This is a genomic window from Malaciobacter halophilus (assembly GCF_002837275.1).
Taxonomy (GTDB): domain Bacteria; phylum Campylobacterota; class Campylobacteria; order Campylobacterales; family Arcobacteraceae; genus Malaciobacter; species Malaciobacter halophilus.
The window spans coordinates 61,059-81,259 of sequence record NZ_NXIF01000006.1 but is presented as its reverse complement, the minus strand read 5'-3'; the positions used below and the strand labels follow the sequence as shown (position 1 = coordinate 81,259).

The 20,201-nt window shown below is 26.9% G+C and carries 21 protein-coding genes; 10 read left to right on the top strand and 11 right to left on the bottom strand.

The features are described from left to right. The first annotated feature begins 110 nt into the window (after window positions 1-110). The 3 genes from CP960_RS01575 (at window position 111) to CP960_RS01565 (ending at window position 1,960) form a co-directional block, all read left to right on the top strand. Window positions 111-1,013: a hypothetical protein gene (locus CP960_RS01575; protein ID WP_101183479.1), complete on the top strand. Its 903-nt coding sequence runs from the start codon at window positions 111-113 to the stop codon at window positions 1,011-1,013. A gap of 96 nt (window positions 1,014-1,109) precedes the next feature. Next, on the top strand, window positions 1,110-1,529 hold the full coding sequence (locus CP960_RS01570) for an FKBP-type peptidyl-prolyl cis-trans isomerase (RefSeq protein ID WP_101183478.1): 420 nt from the start codon (window positions 1,110-1,112) through the stop codon (window positions 1,527-1,529). 77 nt (window positions 1,530-1,606) lie between these two features. Then, the gene (locus CP960_RS01565) at window positions 1,607-1,960 is read left to right on the top strand and encodes a winged helix-turn-helix domain-containing protein (protein WP_101183477.1); all 354 of its coding nucleotides are present in this window, start codon (window positions 1,607-1,609) and stop codon (window positions 1,958-1,960) included. Here CP960_RS01565 and CP960_RS01560 read toward each other — a convergent pair. From CP960_RS01560 to CP960_RS01535, 6 genes are read right to left on the bottom strand one after another with little or no spacing between them, the layout of a single operon-like run. Continuing rightward, window positions 1,946-3,238, bottom strand: coding sequence for a murein hydrolase activator EnvC family protein (locus tag CP960_RS01560; protein WP_101183476.1), 1,293 nt, complete (start codon window positions 3,236-3,238; stop codon window positions 1,946-1,948). The two genes, CP960_RS01565 and CP960_RS01560, sit on opposite strands and share 15 nt — an antisense overlap. Beyond that, on the bottom strand, window positions 3,231-4,049 hold the full coding sequence (locus tag CP960_RS01555; RefSeq protein ID WP_101183475.1) for a cell division FtsX domain-containing protein: 819 nt from the start codon (window positions 4,047-4,049) through the stop codon (window positions 3,231-3,233). Before CP960_RS01555 ends, CP960_RS01560 begins: the two co-directional genes overlap by 8 nt. Beyond that, window positions 4,036-4,698 (bottom strand): cell division ATP-binding protein FtsE, encoded by a 663-nt coding sequence (locus CP960_RS01550; RefSeq protein ID WP_101183474.1) that lies wholly within the window; start codon window positions 4,696-4,698, stop codon window positions 4,036-4,038. Before CP960_RS01550 ends, CP960_RS01555 begins: the two co-directional genes overlap by 14 nt. Beyond that, a complete protein-coding gene (gene trmB, locus CP960_RS01545) occupies window positions 4,698-5,882 on the bottom strand; it encodes a tRNA (guanosine(46)-N7)-methyltransferase TrmB (RefSeq protein WP_101183473.1) in 1,185 nt (394 codons plus the stop codon). The genes CP960_RS01550 and trmB overlap by 1 nt, the downstream gene beginning before the upstream one ends. Before the next feature lie 3 nt (window positions 5,883-5,885). After that, complete coding sequence (locus CP960_RS01540; RefSeq protein WP_101183472.1) at window positions 5,886-7,166, bottom strand: fibronectin type III domain-containing protein; 1,281 nt, start codon at window positions 7,164-7,166, stop codon at window positions 5,886-5,888. Further along, a complete protein-coding gene (locus CP960_RS01535; protein WP_101183471.1) occupies window positions 7,114-8,100 on the bottom strand; it encodes an RluA family pseudouridine synthase in 987 nt (328 codons plus the stop codon). Before CP960_RS01535 ends, CP960_RS01540 begins: the two co-directional genes overlap by 53 nt. A 19-nt stretch (window positions 8,101-8,119) precedes the next feature. On the opposite strand from CP960_RS01535, the gene CP960_RS01530 reads away from it, so the two are divergent. Next, on the top strand, window positions 8,120-9,226 hold the full coding sequence (locus CP960_RS01530) for an FtsW/RodA/SpoVE family cell cycle protein (RefSeq protein ID WP_101183470.1): 1,107 nt from the start codon (window positions 8,120-8,122) through the stop codon (window positions 9,224-9,226). 32 nt (window positions 9,227-9,258) lie between these two features. On the opposite strand, the gene CP960_RS01525 is transcribed toward CP960_RS01530, so the two are convergent. The 3 genes from CP960_RS01525 to CP960_RS01515 are packed head-to-tail and all read right to left on the bottom strand — an operon-like array spanning window position 9,259 to window position 12,348. Further along, window positions 9,259-10,068 carry a phosphate/phosphite/phosphonate ABC transporter substrate-binding protein gene (locus CP960_RS01525; protein WP_101183469.1) on the bottom strand — a complete coding sequence of 270 codons (810 nt, stop codon included), beginning with the start codon at window positions 10,066-10,068 and terminating at the stop codon, window positions 9,259-9,261. Window positions 10,069-10,071: 3 nt separating this feature from the next. After that, a complete protein-coding gene (locus CP960_RS01520) occupies window positions 10,072-11,478 on the bottom strand; it encodes a sensor domain-containing diguanylate cyclase (protein WP_101183468.1) in 1,407 nt (468 codons plus the stop codon). Between the two features lie 60 nt (window positions 11,479-11,538). Then, on the bottom strand, window positions 11,539-12,348 hold the full coding sequence (locus CP960_RS01515) for an energy transducer TonB (protein WP_162919073.1): 810 nt from the start codon (window positions 12,346-12,348) through the stop codon (window positions 11,539-11,541). A 53-nt stretch (window positions 12,349-12,401) separates the two neighbouring features. On the opposite strand from CP960_RS01515, the gene hemL reads away from it, so the two are divergent. From hemL to CP960_RS01500, 3 genes are read left to right on the top strand one after another with little or no spacing between them, the layout of a single operon-like run. Beyond that, a complete protein-coding gene (gene hemL / locus CP960_RS01510) occupies window positions 12,402-13,682 on the top strand; it encodes a glutamate-1-semialdehyde 2,1-aminomutase (protein ID WP_101183466.1) in 1,281 nt (426 codons plus the stop codon). A 12-nt stretch (window positions 13,683-13,694) separates the two neighbouring features. Next, window positions 13,695-14,000 carry an AtpZ/AtpI family protein gene (locus CP960_RS01505; protein WP_101183465.1) on the top strand — a complete coding sequence of 102 codons (306 nt, stop codon included), beginning with the start codon at window positions 13,695-13,697 and terminating at the stop codon, window positions 13,998-14,000. Then, complete coding sequence (locus CP960_RS01500; protein WP_101183484.1) at window positions 13,984-14,544, top strand: hypothetical protein; 561 nt, start codon at window positions 13,984-13,986, stop codon at window positions 14,542-14,544. Before CP960_RS01505 ends, CP960_RS01500 begins: the two co-directional genes overlap by 17 nt. Here the strand turns inward: CP960_RS01500 and CP960_RS01495 are convergent. Together CP960_RS01495 and rpoD are read right to left on the bottom strand one after the other, a co-directional pair. Next, entirely contained in the window at window positions 14,519-15,208 is a 690-nt protein-coding gene (locus CP960_RS01495; RefSeq protein WP_101183464.1) for a hypothetical protein, read from the bottom strand. The genes CP960_RS01500 and CP960_RS01495 overlap by 26 nt on opposite strands. Before the next feature lie 3 nt (window positions 15,209-15,211). Next, window positions 15,212-17,065, bottom strand: coding sequence for an RNA polymerase sigma factor RpoD (rpoD, locus tag CP960_RS01490; protein WP_101183463.1), 1,854 nt, complete (start codon window positions 17,063-17,065; stop codon window positions 15,212-15,214). Window positions 17,066-17,237: 172 nt separating this feature from the next. Between rpoD and CP960_RS01485 the strand changes: the two genes are divergently transcribed. The 3 genes from CP960_RS01485 to CP960_RS01475 all read left to right on the top strand — a co-directional run bounded on the left by CP960_RS01485 (window position 17,238) and on the right by CP960_RS01475 (window position 20,182). Further along, a complete protein-coding gene (locus CP960_RS01485) occupies window positions 17,238-17,738 on the top strand; it encodes a 3-isopropylmalate dehydratase small subunit (RefSeq protein WP_101183462.1) in 501 nt (166 codons plus the stop codon). After that, on the top strand, window positions 17,738-18,805 hold the full coding sequence (gene leuB, locus CP960_RS01480; RefSeq protein WP_101183461.1) for a 3-isopropylmalate dehydrogenase: 1,068 nt from the start codon (window positions 17,738-17,740) through the stop codon (window positions 18,803-18,805). The genes CP960_RS01485 and leuB overlap by 1 nt, the downstream gene beginning before the upstream one ends. A 123-nt stretch (window positions 18,806-18,928) precedes the next feature. Beyond that, a complete protein-coding gene (locus CP960_RS01475) occupies window positions 18,929-20,182 on the top strand; it encodes a coiled-coil domain-containing protein (protein WP_101183460.1) in 1,254 nt (417 codons plus the stop codon). Window positions 20,183-20,201 lie beyond the last annotated feature (19 nt).

The window sequence follows — 20,201 nt, the reverse complement described above, 5'->3', positions numbered from 1 at the left end:
ATGCATAAACAAATAGAAGATAAAAAATTACAAAAGATAGAACAAAAACAACAAAAAGACTAACCTTCATATAAATAGTTTAGTTATATAATTAAATAAAAGGTTATATAATGAAACTAAAAAATATACTACTAATTTTTACTTTTTTGTTTTTACTTACTTCTTGTTCTTCTAAAAATAAAAGTTTAGAATATTCAAATAATAGTTTAGTTTTTGTTACAAAAAGCTATATGAAAAAACAAGAAGGATATGATTGGACAAGTGTTAAGTTTGAAAAACTTGATAAAAATCAAACAAGAGTAATTATACGTTCAAGAGTGGATAAAAAGAGACCTACATGTACTTTTGATGGAATTGCTTATAAAAAAAGTAAAAACAAATACATTTCATATACTGCAAATGCAAATATAGTTTTTATAATTAAAAACAACAAATTAAATATAACAACAGAAAAAAATAGTAATGAAAATAGTCTATATTTTTATTGTAGTGGTGGAGCTACATTAAAAGCAGAATATATAAAATATAATAAAAAACTTGATTTGACTCAACTTGATAATACACAGTATCAAAAAAGTTTTTTTGGCAAAAAAGTTAATTTTTTTGTAACTCAAAAAGATAATATATTAAAAATCCAAGCTACTGGGTTGAAATATTCAAAAGAGCCATTTATACATAAAACTAAGGCTAAAGTTTTTCATAGTGAAATAGCAGATATAAATGAAGATGGTAATATAGAAATTTACATCTATTTGAAGGATAAAAAACAAACTAAAGTAATTGCTTATAGTGTAAACAATCATTTATCAGCAACACCTATTTATATATCTGATTTAAAATATAATAAAGAGGCATTTAAAGGTTATACTGGTTTAGATAATTTTAAAATATCAAATAATAAATTAGTAAGAACTTTTCCTTTAGAAAATGGAAAAACAAAGAGAATAGAATACAAATTAATAGCAGGTGAAGCAACTTGGCAATTAAAAATTGACAAAATTGAAATATATTGATTTTAAGATTTTTTAGTAAAAATAGCTTAGTTTTATTGAGATGTTATTTTTTTTTGATATAGTTTTAGCTTTAAACAAATAAAAGGAGAAGTCAATATGGCTATAGAAAACAATCAAGTAGTGTCAATCACATATGAACTAAAAATTAATGGGGAAGTAGTTGATAGCAATATTGACAAAGAGCCTTTAGAGTTTACATACGGAGTAGGTCAATTAATTCCAGGTTTAGAATCAAGAATGGCTGAAATGAACGAAGGTGATAGTGCAGATATTGCAGTACCAGCAGCAGAAGCTTATGGTGAGTATAATGAAGAAGCTAAACAAGCTTTACCAAAAGAGCAGTTTGAAGGTATTGAATTAAGTGTTGGTATGCCTTTACAAGGTCAAGGACAAGATGGTCAACCAATTCAAGTAGTTGTTGAAGAGATTAGAGAAAATGAAGTAGTAGTTGACTTTAATCATCCATTAGCAGGAAAAGATTTAAACTTCTCAATTACAGTTAACTCTATTAACTAATTTAAATGAAGTAAGATAACTTACTTCGTTTAACTACTTTTATATAAACTTCAAGCATTTTAGGCTAAATTACACTCATGGAAAATAAATATAATATCGGTGGACAAATTTGGGTTCAAAAAGATGGTGGAAACTTTATGGGACCTGGAAGAATTAATCTTTTAGAAAAATTAATAGAAAATAATAATTTAAAAGTTGCAGCTAAAAAAGCAAATATTGAGTATGAAGTAGCTTTAAAAAATATAGTTTCAATAAATAAAATAGCAAATGAACCCTTAGCAATAAAAGATAGTAGCAATGAGCAGTTATATACAATAACATCTTATGGCAAAAAAATTATACAAACATATAAAGAGTTAAAAAAAGAGCATGAACAGTTTTTAGAACAGATTAATATTAAGTTTGAGAAAAAACTTTTAGATTCTAAATAGGTCTTTAGGGTCTATATGGTAAGAGTTTTTTGTTGCTTGAAAGTTTAAAGTATCATTTACTCTTCCTATTACATACCCTTTTTTTATCCATTTACCAACTCTTAATGTTGGAGCTATTTCATCAAGATGAGAATAAATAGTATGTAAACCATTTCTATGTTGTACAATTACAACATTTTCAAGCATTCCTGCATTTTTCTTTGCATATACAATTTTACCATTAAATATAGAATAGACTTTTGCTTTAGGTCGATTTGTTTTTAATATTACAGATTCATTAAATAGTTTAATTTTATAAACTGGGTCATAATACTTACCAAATTTTTTCACAACCTTAAAATTTTTTAGAGGTGAAATAGTTTTTCTTCCTCTATATCTTGAAATCTTAACACCTCTAGTTGAAGAACCAAGCATTCTAACATCTAAATCAATATCTTGTGCATATCGCTTTTGAACTTCTGCTTTAGTTTCACTTTTACCTTTTCTTTGTTGTTCTCTTTTTTTCTTTAAAGCTAGTAATCTTTTTCTCTCTCTTTCTTTTCTTAATCTCTCTTTTCTAAGCTCTTTAGTTTTTAAAATATTTAGTTGACTAAGAAGTGAAGATAGTTTTTGTTGCTTTTTTATTACATTTTTAAGTTCTCTTTGGTAGCTTTCATGTTTTGCTTCTAATGACTTTAAAGAGTTAGAATGCTCTTTTATAAGGCTATTTAATTCTCTTTTCTTTTGCATTCTTTTTTCAATATAACCACTAATTTTATCTATTTGTCTTTCATTCTCTTTTTTATTTTGGGTAATAGCTTCATAGTTATTATTTAGTTTTAATATTTGGTCTTTTGAATGTTCAGAAAGAAGAGTATAAATTTCAGTATCAATAATCTCTTTTTCTGAACTCTCTTTTGCTAATTTTATTGCTATTGAAGAAGTAAAGTTTTCAATAATAGTATCTACTATTTGTTCTTCATTACTCTTTTTTTTCTCAATTAAGTTTTTTGATTTTTCTTGTAGTTTATTTAGGCTATGCTTTGATTGTTCAAGTAGCTTTTGATGTTCTTTTATATCACTGTTTACTCTTAAGATTTGAGACTCCAAATTTGTCAATTCACTGTTTTGAGACTCTATTTGTTTTGCAAGAACTTTTATTTTTAGTGTGGTTCTCATCTTTTGAGATTTACTTTTATTTAGTATAGATTTATTTGCTTCAATCTTTTTTTCAATACTTTTACTAGAAGCATATATAAAGTTAAAAGTTAAGGCAATTACTAATACTAATCTAATCATTTTTTATCTTATACTTTATTAATACACCAAAAATTGTAAGAATTGAAATACCAAGAGATAAGAAAAATAGTTTAAATAATTCACTACTTATAGATATTTCTACATCAACTATATTACTTAGTTCTTGTGGGAAAATTAAAATTAAGTTATTAACCAAAAATGTAAATAATCCTGCAACTAAGAAAAAAGCAATAAACGCACTAAATATTGCATATCTAATGATAGCAGAAGAACTATAAAGAATCGATGCACCATGAAGTTGCAAAATAGAGATTTTTTCTTGATGCTCATAAAACCAAATTTGAATCTGTTTTGCTAAAATTAATACTGAAAAAATTAGTATTACTATAAATAAAACTAAACTAATTTCATTTATTAAAAGTAAAAGAAGATAGACTTGATTGTGATTTTTAGAAAATATCTCTACTTTTCTAATATTTTTATTCTTATAAAGTTCATCTTTTATATTTTTTAATTCACTTGTTGTGGGAAATTCATCAAGATGAATTTTATAAAAATTTGGTAGTTTTTGTTTTAAAAGCGTAATAGAAGTTTCAGATAAATTTGATTTTATATCATCTATTATTTTCTCTTTTTTCAAAGTAACAATTTTACTTACTTTTATATTTGCAAGTTCATTTATTTTTTCTTTTATTAAAGGAGTATTTGTTATTACAACTATTGAGTAATCATCTGAAATTTTCTTTTTATATTGATTTACTGTGTTTTGTGCAAAAAGATATAGAGTAAAAGTTATAAGCATAGCACTTAAAGGTATTACAAAAGCAAGTATGTTTTTAAGAAACTTCATATATTATCCCATCTTCTATTGATAATTGTCTAAACCTAATTCCAAAGTTTTTTGGAACTCTGTGTGTTACAACAACAACTGTAATACCTAATTGTTCATTTGCACCTTTTAATAAATTCCATACTACTTCAGCAGAGTAGTCATCTAAGTTTCCTGTTGGTTCATCAGCAATAATCAGTTTTGGATTATGTGCTAATGCCCTTGCAACTGCAACTCTTTGTTGCTCTCCACCACTTAACTCATTTGGATAGTATCCAGCTCTATGACCAAGTTTTACATGGTGAAGTAGTTTTGTTGCTTGATCTCTTGAAATCTCATTTGAGTAGCCATTTATTTTAAGAGGAATCATAATATTCTCTTCAATTGTCCACTCTTGAATAAGTTTGTAGTCTTGAAATATTATTCCAATATCTCTTCTTACTTTTCTTAATCTTTTTGAAGAGATGTTATACATCTCTTGTCCATCAATATTTAAGCTACCATGTTTTAAGCCAATATCACCATAAAAAGATTTTAAAAGAGTCGATTTTCCACTTCCACTTGTACCACCTATAAAAATAAACTCTTTATTATCAATTTCAAAATTACCTTTTTTAATAATAAACTTATTTTCGTCATATGCTAAGTAGATGTTTTTTGCTCTTATCATTATTTTAAAATCTCTTTTAACCTTTCATGGGCTTTTATATTTGCACTTGTAGGAAGAGGTGTTCCTTGATAATACGATGCTTTATTGTTTTTTACATATATATATTTACTAAGTGGTCTATTGAAACTTCCAAATGTTACTTCAATCAATCCAGAGTTTGGCTCTTCTAGTAAAAATAAGTCTTCAATATGAATAAAAAAATTCTCATCAACCATAGGTTTATTTGAAATAATCTCTTTAAATTTTTCAAGATTTATTTTTCCAAAAGAGAAATCATGTTTTAAATCAATGTCTTCATCTTCTCTTTGACACTCTAAGACAACATCATAGATATTTTTACCTTGTTTTTTCCATCTGTCTTCATATTTACTTGATACTTCTAAATCTTTGTTAATATCAATAGTTATTCTTCCACTATTTAAGTTTGTTAAAAGTTCAGTACAATAATCAAAATACTTTCTACTATCTGTTCTTAATTCAAGTGTTCCTTTTGGCATAAGTACTCTTAATGCTTCATCAATGAACTCATTTGAATAGATTCTTCTATGAGGCTTTTTGTCCCATGGTACAGGAAAATGCACAAATATCTTTCCAACTTTATTTGAGTTTATAAACTCCATAAAAAGTCTTGCATCATAATTTACAACTAAAACATTTTCAATTTCTTGTATTTTTAACTGTTTTAGAAGTTGTTCAATTGAAGGTGTATGTATCTCTAAACCAATAAATTGTACATTTGGATTCTTCTTTGCTTGGTGTAGTAGATGTCTTCCACTTCCAAATCCAATTTCAATTTGAATCTCTTTATTAGTCTTAAAATCATTAACAAAATATTCAATATCTTTTAAATACTCTTTTTTAGGTTCAATTTTTTGACTAAAACTATTTGTATTAGAAAAAACTATATTAGCATCTAGTTCTTTTGAATAAGCATTTAAAGCATCTTTTACTAAAGTAACAGGAGTTACTCTTGTTACTTTATCTACTTTAAGCATTTTATTCTCACCTTTATCTTTTAAGGTTAATAAAAAATCCTTATTCTCATAATTTACACCAATTTTATATTCAGTTCTTCTATCTTCTTTTGTAAAATTAAATGATTTTGCACAAAAGTTAAAACTAACACCATCTCTTTGAAATGGTGTTTCTATATTTTTTTCATTATTAAATACTATATGAGGCATCTACTATTTTATCTCTCTTAATTTAGGTAGGATTAACTCTGTTGGATCTGTTCTTTTTGAAGCTATTCCAAACTCATCTACTGCTTGAATAGAGTAGCTATATGAAACACCTCTTACAATATCTTTGTCTTCATATCTTAAAGCTTTAATACCAGATATTTTAATTGTTTTTTTATTGAAAACTCCATCTTTTACAGTTTTATAAACATTAAAACTAACAGTTCTTTTGTCTGCACTTTGCCAGTTTAAAATCGCTTTTTCGCCTTGAATTTGTGCTAATGTTATTATTGGTTTATTTACTTTTGAAAGAGTAGAACCCATTACTGAATTTACATTTAAACTACTTTCTAAACCATCTTTATCTGTTGCTGTAATTTTATAAAAGTAGATTTTTCCATCTTCATTTATAAAATCTTCATAGTTTAAAGTCTTATTATTAACACTTTTTAAATATGAAAAACCACTAGTTGCACTTGAACTTTTATAAATATTATATCTTACAACATCAGATGATTCAGATGGTTGCCAGTTTAAAACAATCTTTCTTGGTTTATCATTTGAAGCTTTTAGTGTATATATACCAGCTGGTAGTGGTTTTGTTTGTGCTTTAACTATTTGACTTGGTTTTGTTGGAATATCATCAAAAGTATAAGCTGTAACCCTATAATTATAAACAACATTGTCTTTTAAATCAGCATCAATATATTCAGCTTGTAATCTTCCTTCTATTTCATCTAACTCTTCCCATTTTGGTGTTTGAGGAGAGCTTCTTTCTATTTTGTAATAAGCAATTCTTTCATTGCCATGAGGTCTCCAAACAATTTTTATTTGTCTTGGAAGATTTGATATTGCTTGAATAAAACTAATTCCTTCTGGTAAGTCTAGTGTTGAAACTATATAATCTTTAGTTGTTCTTGATTCAACATCACTTTTTGTTGCACTAGAAATTTTATAAACATATTTTGTATTTGGTTCAACATTCTTATCAACATAATGTGTTACATATTTATTTTCAATTGTATCTATAAGTTTAAGCTTTGTACCATCTTTTTGAAGGTTTGCTCTATAAAAATTATATCCATTAACTCTTGTATCATCAACTTTTTTCCACTCAAATGCAATCGCATTAACATCACTAATAGATCTAATTGAATTAGAATCTACTACTTCTAGTGTTTCGTCAATTTTTGGTTTTTTAGGAGACATAAGGTCACCTTTATAACTACAACCACTAACTAAAAGAATCAAAGCAAGTGATGATGTGATTTTCATCAAGTTTTTCATCAATATTCTCCATTTCAAAATTATTATTTAAAAATTGTTCTATATCATCAGGTAAATCTGCTTTAAAGCTCATTTTTTCGTTTGTTATAGGATGATAAAGATATAAACTATAAGCATGCAGATAAAATCTATTTATTTTATTTAATTCGCCCTTAAATCCATATAAATTATCCCCTAGTATATGCCTACTTATCGAACTTATGTGAACTCTTATTTGATGTGTTCTTCCTGTAAAAAGTTTTGCAGCAATTAGTTCATATTTTTCATTTTTACTTAGTGCAACTTTTGCAAAAGCAGATTTTGCATATTTACCATTTTCTACAATAGCCATTTTTAATCTATTATTTGGATTTCTAGCAATTGGTTTTTCAATAATAGTATTCTGCTTTAATGGTAAATCTATAATTGCTAAATAATACCTTCCCATTGATTTATCTTCTAGTTGTTTTGCTAGTTTTGTATGTGCTTCATTTGATTTTGCAACTACCATTACACCGCTTGTACCTTTATCTAATCTATGTACAATTCCATGCCTTTGTTCTCCACTTATTGTTGATAAAGAGATATTTTTAAGTTTTAACCAATCTACTAAAGTGGCATCTTTTACACTAGGTGCATCATGAACTGTTAAGTTATAAGGTTTATTTACAACTAAAATATGTTCATCTTCATATATGACTTTTATCTCTTTGCCTTTTAGTGAATCTTTTACAAAATTCTCATCTTTTGTTTTACTTATTTCAGTTTCTGGAAAATTTACACTAACTTTTTGTTCTACTTTTAACTTTAATCCAGTTTTTTTTGACTCTTTCTCATCTACTTTAACAAAACCCTTTTTTATAAGCTGTTCTATTTGGTTTCTTGATGCTTCAATATGTAATGATAGAAACTTATCAAGTCTATTTGGGCTTTGAACAATAAAAATTTTATCCATATTTTGCTACTCTTTCACTATGCGTTTATTTGATAAGAGAATTGTATCTCATTTTGATTATTTATTAATAATCTTAATTTTACCATTAATACTATTATCATACCATTTGATAAGTGAAACAAATGAAACATTAGCTAATAAACAGTTAATATATTTTTCACTTTCACTGCTATTTTTTATTGGTGTGTTTTTATTACCTATTAGAAAACATATAAGGCTAATTCCACTTTTTTATTGGATAGGTATCGCACTACTTTTAGCAGTTGAATTTTGGGGTGAGTCAAGGCTTGGAGCTAAAAGATGGTTAAGTGTGCCATTTTTAGAAACAACAATTCAGCCATCAGAAATAATAAAACCTGTGTTTATTTTAATGATTGGATATTTAGTCCAAAATAGGCCTCCACCACACAATGGCTATGGTTTAAAAGATTTTATCTATTTCTCTTTTTATATTTTGTTACCCTTTGTTCTAATTGCAAAAGAACCAGATTTAGGAACAGCTTTAGTTTTACTTTTAGTTGGATATGGAATTTTATTTGTTATTGGAGTTAATTGGAAAATTTGGGCAACGATTGCTTTAATTGTAGGAGTTAGTTCTCCTTTAAGTTATACTTATTTAATCAAAGATTATCAAAAGAAAAGAATAAAAGATTTTATTTCTGAAAAACCAAGTTATCACGTACAACAATCAATTATTGCAATTGGTTCAGGTGGTTTTAGTGGAAAAGATAGTGATGAAGCTACACAAACACAATTGAAGTTTTTGCCAATTGCAACAAGTGATTTTATCTTTTCATTTTTTGTGGAAAGATATGGTTTTTTAGGAGCTGTTTTACTAATTGTATTATATACACTTTTAGTATTTCACTTACTTTTAATGAACACCTACTTTAAAGATGATTTTGTCATTAGGGCCTTTGCTTCAGGAGTAGGGCTGTTGATTTTTTTAAATATGAGTGTAAATATATTGATGGTTATTGGTTTTGCACCTGTTGTTGGACTTCCTTTACCTCTTTTTTCATATGGGGGAAGCTCTTTTATAAATTTTATTGTTTTAATTGCAATATTAGAAAATCTTTTAGCATTTAGATTTATGGATATGTATGATTTTGAAAGAAAATTATAATCAATGTAAAGATAAAAAAGTAACTAAATAATTTAGTTACTTTTTGCTACTTCTTTTATTGAATCAAAAACATCTTTTGTAACTTTTGTAAAACCAATAATTTCATCTTCATTACTACCTTTATACTTTAAAAATAGAAGATTTAACTTTTCAAACTCTTTTTTACTTAGTCTTGATGTTGCTATATATGCATCTAATGGAATAGGATAACTTCTTGCTAAAATTCTTATTTTATTAGGATGTTTTTTTTGTGTATCATAAGCTATTTTATCATAAACAGCGCCAGCATCAATTGAGTTACTCAATAGTGCTTTTATAACTCTATCATGCTTTTTTAAGAAGTAACACTTTTTAAAATCTTTTTTATAATCAATACCTTCTTCTTTTAAAATATAGTTAGGAAACACAAAACCAGCAGTAGAATTTTTATCTGTAAATGCAAAGATTTTATTTTTTATATCTTTTACACTTTTGATTTGTGAATCTTGTGTTGTAATAATTAAGCTATTAAATGTGGAAGTTATTTTATTATTTAGTTTTCTTAATCCTGATGCAATATATTTTGTATTTTTTAAGTTTGTTTGATTTTTTATGTATAAATAACTTCCAATCATTGCAAAGTCAACTTCTTTTAATTTTATCATCTTAATAATGTCATTATAATCTTTTGCAATATGAATTCTAACTTTTTTATTTGTGTTCTTTTCTAAATAGTTTATAAAGGGTTTATAAGCGTTTTTTATTAGTTCATTAGATTTATAAGGAATAATTCCAAAAACTAAATCTTTTGAATATAAAAAGCTACTAAGAAGTATCATAGAGAAAAAAATAGCTTTTTTCATAGTTTAACCTTTAATACAATCTCTTCCACTATTTTTCGCTTCATAAAGAAAATCATCAGCTACTTTAAACATTTCATCTTTTGTTTTAAATTTACTATCATATTCAGTATAACCAAAACTTGCACTAATTTTTACAGAGTCTATTTCAATTGTTTTTATTTTCTCTTTTAGTTTATTACAAAGTAATAAGCAATTTTGTTCATTTGTATTTGATGCAATAATTAAAAACTCTTCTCCTCCAAATCTAGCAAGGGAATCAGTAGTTCTAATATTTTGTTTTAAAACTTTTGCAAATTCCACTAAGATTTTATCTCCCATATCATGACCATATTTATCGTTTATACTTTTAAAATGGTCAATATCTATTAAAATAATTGAAAATGTAGTCTCATATCGTTTTGCTTCGTTAAATCTATTTTTAAAAATTAAATCAATTTTTCTTCTATTATATACTTGTGTTAATTGGTCAGTTTGGGATAAATTTTTTAATTTCATATTATCTTTATGTACTTGTATTGCCATGCTTTGTATCCCTTTAGCAATAGCGTTTATTTCATGCATTAGATTTGTTTTATATACTCTTTTTACTTCTCTTCTTAATTGCATCAAACTTATTTGTTTATTGGAAAAAGCTGAAAGTATATTTGTTAATTTAGTATATGGTTTAAGATGTCTTCTTATGATAAAAAATAGAAATATTGATAAGAAAAATAGTAAAGAAACTAAAGAAATCAATAAGAACTCTTTAAGTTTATTTGTATCTTCTATCTCACTATTAACACTAGATTTAATATCTAGTATTTTAAATAAACTATCTTCAAAGTTTTTATTGCTAAGCTTTTTTTTAAAATCTAGTTTTAAAACTGTGCCTTTTTGAAGCTCTTTTAATAACTTATCATCTAATTTTAAAGCAAAGATAATATATCCCATTGGTAACTCAAATTTATCTACTTTTTTCCCAATAATTAAAGATAAGTTATTATCAATATTAGTAATTTTATAAAGTGAATCACTCTTTTTTAAGTTGTTGAAAAATTTACTATTTTTTAAAGAGTCAGAGAATCTAAACTCATCATGTGCTCTTGCAACAATTACCCCATTTAAGTCAACGAAAAAAATCATTTTATAATCTTCTAAAAATCTTTTTCCCCATTGAGTTAAAACATGATTATCATTAATTTTAATAGCATCTTTTACTTCATATACAGAAGATAAAATATTTATCTCTTTGTATATATTTTTTATATATGAATTTATTCTGTTATTTACTATTTGTTTATCTCTTAACTCTTTTGTTTTAAATGATGCTATTTGTTTATCTATTACATGAGAAACTTGAATTACACTAGCAACAATAATAATTAATAAAGGAATTAGTGATGATATAAAGATTTTAATATATAAATTCATACTTCGTCTTATTGTTTTTAATTATCATAACCAAATGAAAATAACAGTTAAATTAATTGTTTAATATAACCTGTAATGTACATAGATTCTTATTTTTGTAACCTCTTTAGGTCTTGGATAATCTTTGTATGCAATTTTTATTGTATCAATACTATTCTCATCTAAAACTCTATAACTTGAAGAATTTATAACTTTTAAGCCTTTTATATCTCCATTTGGATAAAGAAAGAATTCAACAACATTTACACCTTGTTGTTTTGTTCTTATTGCGATTCGTGGATAACCTTTTGAACTTAAATATTTTTGTGTAATTCTTCCTATATCTTTTAAGTTATTTTGTAAAAAAGCTTTTTGCACTTTAGTGAATTTTTCATACTCATCACCATAAAGTTTTATATAACTTTTTGTTACATCATCAAGTAACTCTTTGTCTAATACTGGATTTTCTAATAAAAAATTCTCAAGTGAGCTTTTATCCACAGTTTTTCTTCTTTCTTGTGGCTTTATCTCTTTTTTTACTTTTTTAAAATCTTTTTGTTTTTTTAATATTTTTTTAGGCTTTTTTATAACTTTTTTCTTTGTTTTTACAATATTTTCTCTTCTTTTTTGTGGTTTTATCTCTTTTTTTACTTCTTTAAAATCTCTTTTTTTACTCTTTTTTAAAGTAGGTTTTTCTTTTATGATTTTTGGTTTACTTTTTTTTATAGGTTTTGGCTTTTTTAGCTGTACATATGTAATAGAGCTTTTTTTCTTTTTGTTCTCTATTTTTTTATCATGAAAATTTTCTGGTTTTTTCTCTATTTCATAGTTGAATAAAAAAAGTATATGGATAATAATTGAAAAAATCAATGCTAGTATAAACGTTTTCATAACGGGATTATAGTATAATGTAGCTTTTAAATTTAACAAAGATAGGATATTAAATGTTTGATAAATCAATAACAGCATATGAAGAAGCAAAAAAAGTTATTCCTGGAGGAGTTGATTCTCCAGTTAGAGCTTTTAAAAGTGTAGGTGGAACACCTCCATTTATTGAAAAAGGTGAGGGTGCTTATCTTGTAGATGTAGATGGTAATAGATATTTAGATTTTGTTCAAAGCTGGGGACCTTTGATTTTTGGACATTGTGATAAAGATATTGAAGATGCAGTAATAAAAACTGTAAAAAAAGGTTTAAGTTTTGGTGCTCCAACAATTTTAGAAACAGAGCTTGCAACTGAAATTGTTGAGATGTATGATAATATTGATAAAGTTAGATTTGTAAATAGTGGAACAGAAGCAGTAATGAGTGCTATTAGATTAGCAAGGGGCGTTACAGGTAAAAATAAAATCTTAAAATTTGAAGGTTGTTACCATGGACATTCAGATTCATTATTAGTTCAAGCAGGTTCAGGTATGGCTACATTTGGAAGTCCAAGTTCTCCTGGTGTTCCAGCAGATTTAACAAAGCATACACTTCTTTGTGAATATAACAATATTGAAGAGCTAAAAAAATGTTTTGAAGTAAGTGATGATATTGCTTGTATTATTATTGAGCCAATTGCTGGAAATATGGGATTTGTTCCAGCAGATGAAGAGTTTTTAGCACAGTGTAGAAAACTTTGTGATGAAAATAACGCACTTTTAATTTTTGATGAAGTAATGAGTGGTTTTAGAGCTAGTTTAACAGGAGCTCATGGTGTAGTTAATACTAAATCTGATATTGTGACATTTGGTAAAGTAATTGGAGCAGGTATGCCAGTTGGTGCTTTTGCAGCAAGTAGTGAAATTATGGCTCATTTAAGTCCTGATGGAGCAGTTTATCAAGCTGGTACTTTAAGTGGAAATCCAGTTGCCATGGCAGCAGGACTTGTAAGTCTTAGAAAAATAAAAGCAAAAAAAGATTTATATGAAAATTTAAATAATAAAGTTGCAAAGTTATTAGCAGGATTTAAAAAAGCAGCAGAAGATAACAATATTGCATTTCAAGTTGATTCAAGAGGTTCTATGTTTGGATTCTTTTTTTGTGAAAAACCACCAAAAAACTTCAAAGAAGTTGGGACTTGTAACTTTGATAGATTTGCTAAATTTCATCAAGAGATGCTAAAAAGAGGTTTCTATTTTGCTTGTTCTCAATATGAAGCTGCATTTATGTGTGAAGCAATTAGTGATGAAGATATTGACAATTGTATTAAAGCTGCACAAGAAGTGATGGCTACATTATAAGATAGGAAATATATGGAAAATAATAATCAAGAACCAAAACATCAAGCCAAACTTAGAGCTTTAGATAATTTATCTTTAGGAATCTCTTTAGTTGCGGCTGTTGCCATAGGTTTTGGTATAGGGTATGGATTAAAGCATCTTTTTGGATATGATTGGCTTTTATGGCTAGGACTATTTTGGGGTATTGCTGCGGCAATTTTAAATATATTTAAAGCATATAAAAGAGCTCAAAAAGAGTATGAAGGTTTAGAAAATGACCCAAGATATTCCCATAGAGCAAAATATGGTGATAAAAAATTTGATGATGAAGATGATTAAAAGTTTTGCAAAGGTCTTTTTACTTGTTGACCTTTGCATTATAGTTTATGCTTTAATCTTTCAAAATTCATATTGGTTACTAAACTCACAAGTTGCTTTTTTTGCTTCTGTTATTATTACAGTTGCTTCTTTTATTTCATATAAGAAAAATGTACAAAATAGATTAAGAAACTATGATAAAAGCCTTGAAACAAAAGTTGAAGATAGTAGAGATAAAGTAGATGAGATAGATGATCCTTTTGATTTATATTCTGAAGATGTGGAACCAGTAAAAGAAGAGGATTTAACACCACAAAAGATTAAACAAATAATTCAAGAAGAGAAAAGTAAAGTAAAAAGAAACTCTTTAAAAAATACAGTATTCTCTGCAACTGGTTTTGTTTCTATTTATAGATTATTTGGATATGCAATATTAATATTTGGATTTTTTGCTTTAAATAACAATAATCTATTTTTACCAATTCCTTTTTTAATTGGTTTAGGTATTGTTCCTATTGCTGTACTATTTACAAAAGCAATTATAAAATCAGAGGTAAGTCAATAGCTATTTTTGACTTATCTTTTGTAAGAATAAAATATGAGTTGTTATCATCATAATTGAATTTAGTATAATCTGCAAAGTTTTCGCTTGCAATTTCAACTGAAATTAATGAGTATTTTTTCCCTTCAATTCTAATATATTCCCCAATTTTTAACATTACACTTGCTGTTACTGTTTCAGAAGTTGCAAAACACTCAAGTGTTGTATTTAGAAGTTTCATAAACTCTTTTGCATTTAATTTAAAATCAGGAATAGAAGGGTCGTAGTTTTTAATAAATTTAATAGTAGATTTTGATTTTAAAGCAGAAATAGATAAGTCAACTAAAGTAAAAAGATTTGTTATATCACTATTTTTAGTATTTAGCTTAGACTCTTTTTTTACCATAGTACTTTTATACAGTTTGATATTTATTGCTTCTTCATCTTCATATGAAATAGTAACTGCATAAAAAATATAGTTTTTCATATGTAAATCAACATAAGTAGTTTTTGCTCCAAAACTATTAGGTGCATATTTAACAGCTAAATCAAATATCTCTTTTTGAGATATTCGACTTAATAAAAATTGTGCTTCTTGATTTGAATAAAGTATCTTTCCCGTAGAAGAAAAAGAGATTATAGGATTTAAATCTAACTCTACCCAGCTTTCAAAGAAGTTATTGCTCATATATTAGCTCTCTACGTAATTTTTAAGATTTTTCCCAACTTTAGGGTGTTTTAATTTTTTAATAGCACTTGATTCAATTTGTCTTACTCTTTCTCTAGTAACACTTAGCTCTTTTCCAATCTCTTCTAGTGTTCTATCACTAGCATCTTCCATAAGTCCAAATCTCATTCTAACAACTGCTTGTTCTCTTTCATTTAATTGAGCAAGAATTTGGTCAATTTGACCTTGTAAATCCTCTTTCATGATATTGTCAACTGGTGTTGGTGCTTTTTCATCTGGAACAAAATCTCCAAACTTACCATCATCATCACTACCAATTGGGGCTTCAAGTGAAACAGGCTCTTTTGTGATTTTAATAACTTGTTTTACTTTATCAACAGGAAGTCCTACTTCTTTTGCAATATCCTCAACATCTGGCTCTTTACCATTTTCTTGGATTCCTTTTCTAATGATTTTATTAATTCTATTAATCGTTTCAATCATATGAATTGGAATTCTAATTGTTCTTGCTTGGTCTGCAATTGCTCTACTAATTGCTTGTCTAATCCACCAAGTAGCATATGTAGAGAATTTATAACCTTTTTTGTATTCAAATTTATCAACAGCTTTCATAAGACCTATGTTTCCTTCTTGGATTAAGTCTAAGAAAGGTAAACCTCTATTTGTATATCTTTTTGCAATAGATACAACAAGTCTAAGGTTAGATTTTGCCATTCTTGTTTTGGCTTTATCTGTAATTTGCTTACCTCTTTTAATCTGTTCTAAAACATCTTTTAATTCATCTGGTTCTAAATCAAAACCATCTTTACTAGCTTCTGCTGTTTGGAAAAGTTTTTTGATTTCCATATAAGTACTAACCATAGTAGCTTCTGGAACCATAGAAGTAATTTGTGCTTTTGATAAATTTAAAATATTATCTAATATTTTCTGGTGATTTTTCTTTAACATGTCATTAAAAAGAGGTAACCTATACTCTAATCTTTTTAATTCATGGTCAAATCCCGTATCAGATTTAAGTGCTGTTTCCATTGCTCTTACAATTTCACTAATAAGTTTTGATGTTGGCCCTAAATCTAATAATGCTTCTTTTAAAACTTTTTTCTTAAATGCAACTGCTAGGTTATATTGCATTTGGTCAATTTCATCATCAGATTTTGCAGACTCTTTTACTTGAAATTTTAACCAATCTTTTTTTGCTTTTTCTAAAACTTTAAAGGCTGCAATAATTGTTTCAGCTCTTTTATCAAGTTTTTTTTGTTTTTTACCTTTTTTGTCATCTTCCTCTTCTGAATCTACTTCTTCTTCAATATCATCATCTTTATCGTCAGAATCTTCATCATCAAAGTTTCTAAAAAGCTCTTTTACTTTTCTTTCTCTATTTACTAAAGGCTCTTTATACTCAAGAATAAAGTCAATTAAGTATGGAACATAACAAATGGCATCAAGAATAACATCTTCACCCATCTCTATTTTTTTAGAGATTTCAATCTCTTCTTCTTTAGTAAGAAGAGGAATTTGCCCCATTTCTCTTAGATACATTCTAACAGGAGAATCTGATCTACTCCACTCTAAAAGCTCTTTATTCTTTAGTAAGTCATAAACATCTTCTTCATTTTCTCTAAGCTTATTTCTATGTTCTGCTTTTCTTTTTGCTTCTTCAGCATTCATTCTTTTAGCTTGTTCTTGTGAACTAATTAATTGTACATTATATAGTTGAACTAAAGCTAGAAGTTTTTTTACATTTGCCGCTGAAGGTGCTTTTGGAAAGATTTTAATGATTTTTTCATAAGTTAATATAGAATCCTTGTACTCTTTAACAATTTGTTCTATGGATTTATTTAAATCTTTTGCACTCATTTAGTAAAGTTCCTTATTTAAGATAGTCATATATTATACCGAAATTAGTTAAAAAAATAATTAATTTACCCCATTTAATCTATAATTTTTGAAAAATTAGGTAAAATGCGTGTTCTTTGAAAACAAACTAAGATAAAATGGTATGGAGAAATACTAAATTTAAGGACAGAATATGAATGTAATTACTGGTAAAGTATGGAACTTTGGAGCAAACATTGATACTGACGTTATTATTGCTGCTAGATACTTAAATAGTTCAGACCCTGAACATCTAGCAAAATATGTAATGGAAGATGCAGACCCAGATTTTCCTAAGAAGTTAAGCAAAGGTGATATTATTGTTGCTGGAGAAAACTTCGGTTGTGGTTCTAGTAGAGAACACGCTCCAATTGCATTAAAAGCTGCAGGTGTTGCTGCTGTTGTAGCACCATCTTTTGCAAGAATTTTTTATAGAAATGCTTTTAATATGGGGTTACCAATATTTGAATTACCACAAGCTTTAGAGATTAAAGAAGGAGAGGAAATCTCTATTGACCTTGATAATGGTAAAATTATCAATAATACAACAAATAAATCTTATGAATTTATCCCTATTCCAGAGTTTATGCAAGAACTAATCTCAGTTGGCGGATTAATAAATTATGCAAAAGCTGAAATAAAGAGGGAAAAATAATGAAAAACTATAATATTTCAATTATCAAAGGTGACGGTATAGGACCAGAGATTGTAGATGAAGCAATTAAGGTTTTAGATGCAGTATCTTACTCTTGTGGCTTCTCTTTAGAGTACAAAGAGTACTTAATGGGTGGTATTGCTATTGATGTTACAGGAGAACCTTTACCTAATGAAACAGTTCAAGGAGTACTAAACTCTGATGCTTGTCTATTTGGAGCAATAGGTGGAGAAAAATGGGATACTTTACCAAGGGATAAAAGACCTGAAACTGGACTTTTAAAATTTAGAGAAGCTATGGAAGTTTATGCAAACTTAAGACCAGCAATTATTTATGATGAGTTAGTTAATGCTTCAACACTTAAACCTGAAGTTATTGAAGGTGTTGATATTATGATTGTAAGAGAGCTTATTGGTGGAATCTATTTTGGAAAGCCTAGAGAAAATGACGGTTTCAAAGCTTACAACACTATGGTATATACAAAACCAGAAATTGAAAGAATTGGTAAGCAAGCATTTGAATTAGCAATGAAAAGAGATAAAAGAGTTTGTTCTGTTGATAAAGCTAATGTTTTAGAAGTTTCTCAATTATGGAGAGATACTATGGAAGAAGTAGCACGTGATTATCCAGAAGTTGAACTTTCTCATATGTATGTTGATAATGCCGCAATGCAACTTGTAAGAAATCCAAAACAGTTTGATGTTATTGTAACTGGAAATATTTTTGGAGATATTTTATCTGATACAGCTTCTATGGTTGTTGGTTCTATTGGGTTATTACCAAGTGCTTCAACTGGAGATAAAACAGCAATTTATGAGCCAATTCATGGTTCAGCTCCTGATATAGCTGGACAAGGAATTGCAAATCCAATTGCTACAATTGAATCTGCTGCAATGATGTTAAGATACTCTTTAAATGAGATTGAAGCAGCAAATAAAATTGATACAGCAATAAAAAAAGCACTAAAAGATGGTTATCGAACAAAAGATTTAGCAGCATATGATGCTAAAGAGGTTGTTACAACTTCAGAAATGGGTGATATTATCGCAAACTATATAAATAAATAAGAGATTTTCTCTTATTTATAAAAATAACTTATTATAAATCTTTAGTTTCATTTTTTAAATTTTTATTGATATAATTTACTCTTTTGATATAAATTTAGATAAAATCTTTAAAAGGTAATTAAAATGGAAAGTATCATTGCTTTAGAAGAGCTCATCAAAGAGAATGAAATAAAAATTGCATTACAAGAAAGACAGATTAAAAACCATGAAACAGGTGTAAATAAACTTTCTCGTATGGGTTTAGCATCTGCTGAAAATTCACTTGAATTAGCAACACAATTAGTAGAAAAATATAAAAGTATGTTAGAAAAACTTCAATCAATTGAAGGAGAAGCCTTAAGAGAAAAAGAGCAACTTGCAATTTTGACAGAGCGAAAAAAATATTTTGATGCCCAGCCTTCACGAATAAAACTAAACAAAGAAGAAAGTAGTGATAAAAAACTTGAAGTTTTAAGAATTTTAGATGAATTACCTGAAGGGATTGAGTTTGAAGATAAAGAGCTATTTGAAATGGCTGAAAAATCTTTAGAATTAAATCTTTTTGAGCTAGAAGAGTTTCATGCTAAATTAGAGGATATTAAAAGTGAGTTTAAAGCTATAAAAGAGCAAATTGAAGATGAAAATTTGCAAGAGTTTCAAACAATAGATTTTTTAATTCCTATTGTTGTGCTTCATTTTTATGTTTTAAAATCCAATATTCAAGAGCATATTAAAAGTATGAATGAAAAAGCTTTGCAAAAACAAAAAGACTTGGAAGAAGAAAAAAAAGAAAAAATAAAAAAGATTGAAGAGTCATATAAAGAACAAGAAGAACTACTACAACTTAAACAAGCTGATAAAAATACAAAAAAACAAGAACTTCTTGATATTCAATCAACAATGAAAACCTTAAGTAATAAACTTTTAAAAACAAAAAATATTAAAATAGAAAAACCAGTTGAAAAAAGATTTCCAGGCTTCCCAAAATATGAAGATTGGTGGATAAGAGAGTTATGGTCGAGTCATCAAGCATATTTTGCATTATTTAGATGGAAAAAAATTATAAATCAACTATGTGTGACTACTGAGCAAAAAAAAGCTTGGTCTATTATTTTTGATAGATGGGTATTTATCAAAAAACTTTTAAATGATAAAGGAAAACTTGCGTATCATTATCATTTTGCATTTGATTCTTTATTAAGTACTTATGCCGAATTAGAAGAAGAATTAGTAGTAAAAAATATTGAATCAATGGAAACTATAATAAATAAAATTACTGCAAAAGAAGATTTTACAAAAAATGTAAGTTTTCATAAAGTAATTACTCCATATTTGGAATTTAAAACAGAAAAAATAAATAAAAATTCAGAACAAAAACAAGAAGATGTTTTATTTTAATTGATACATATACCAATAG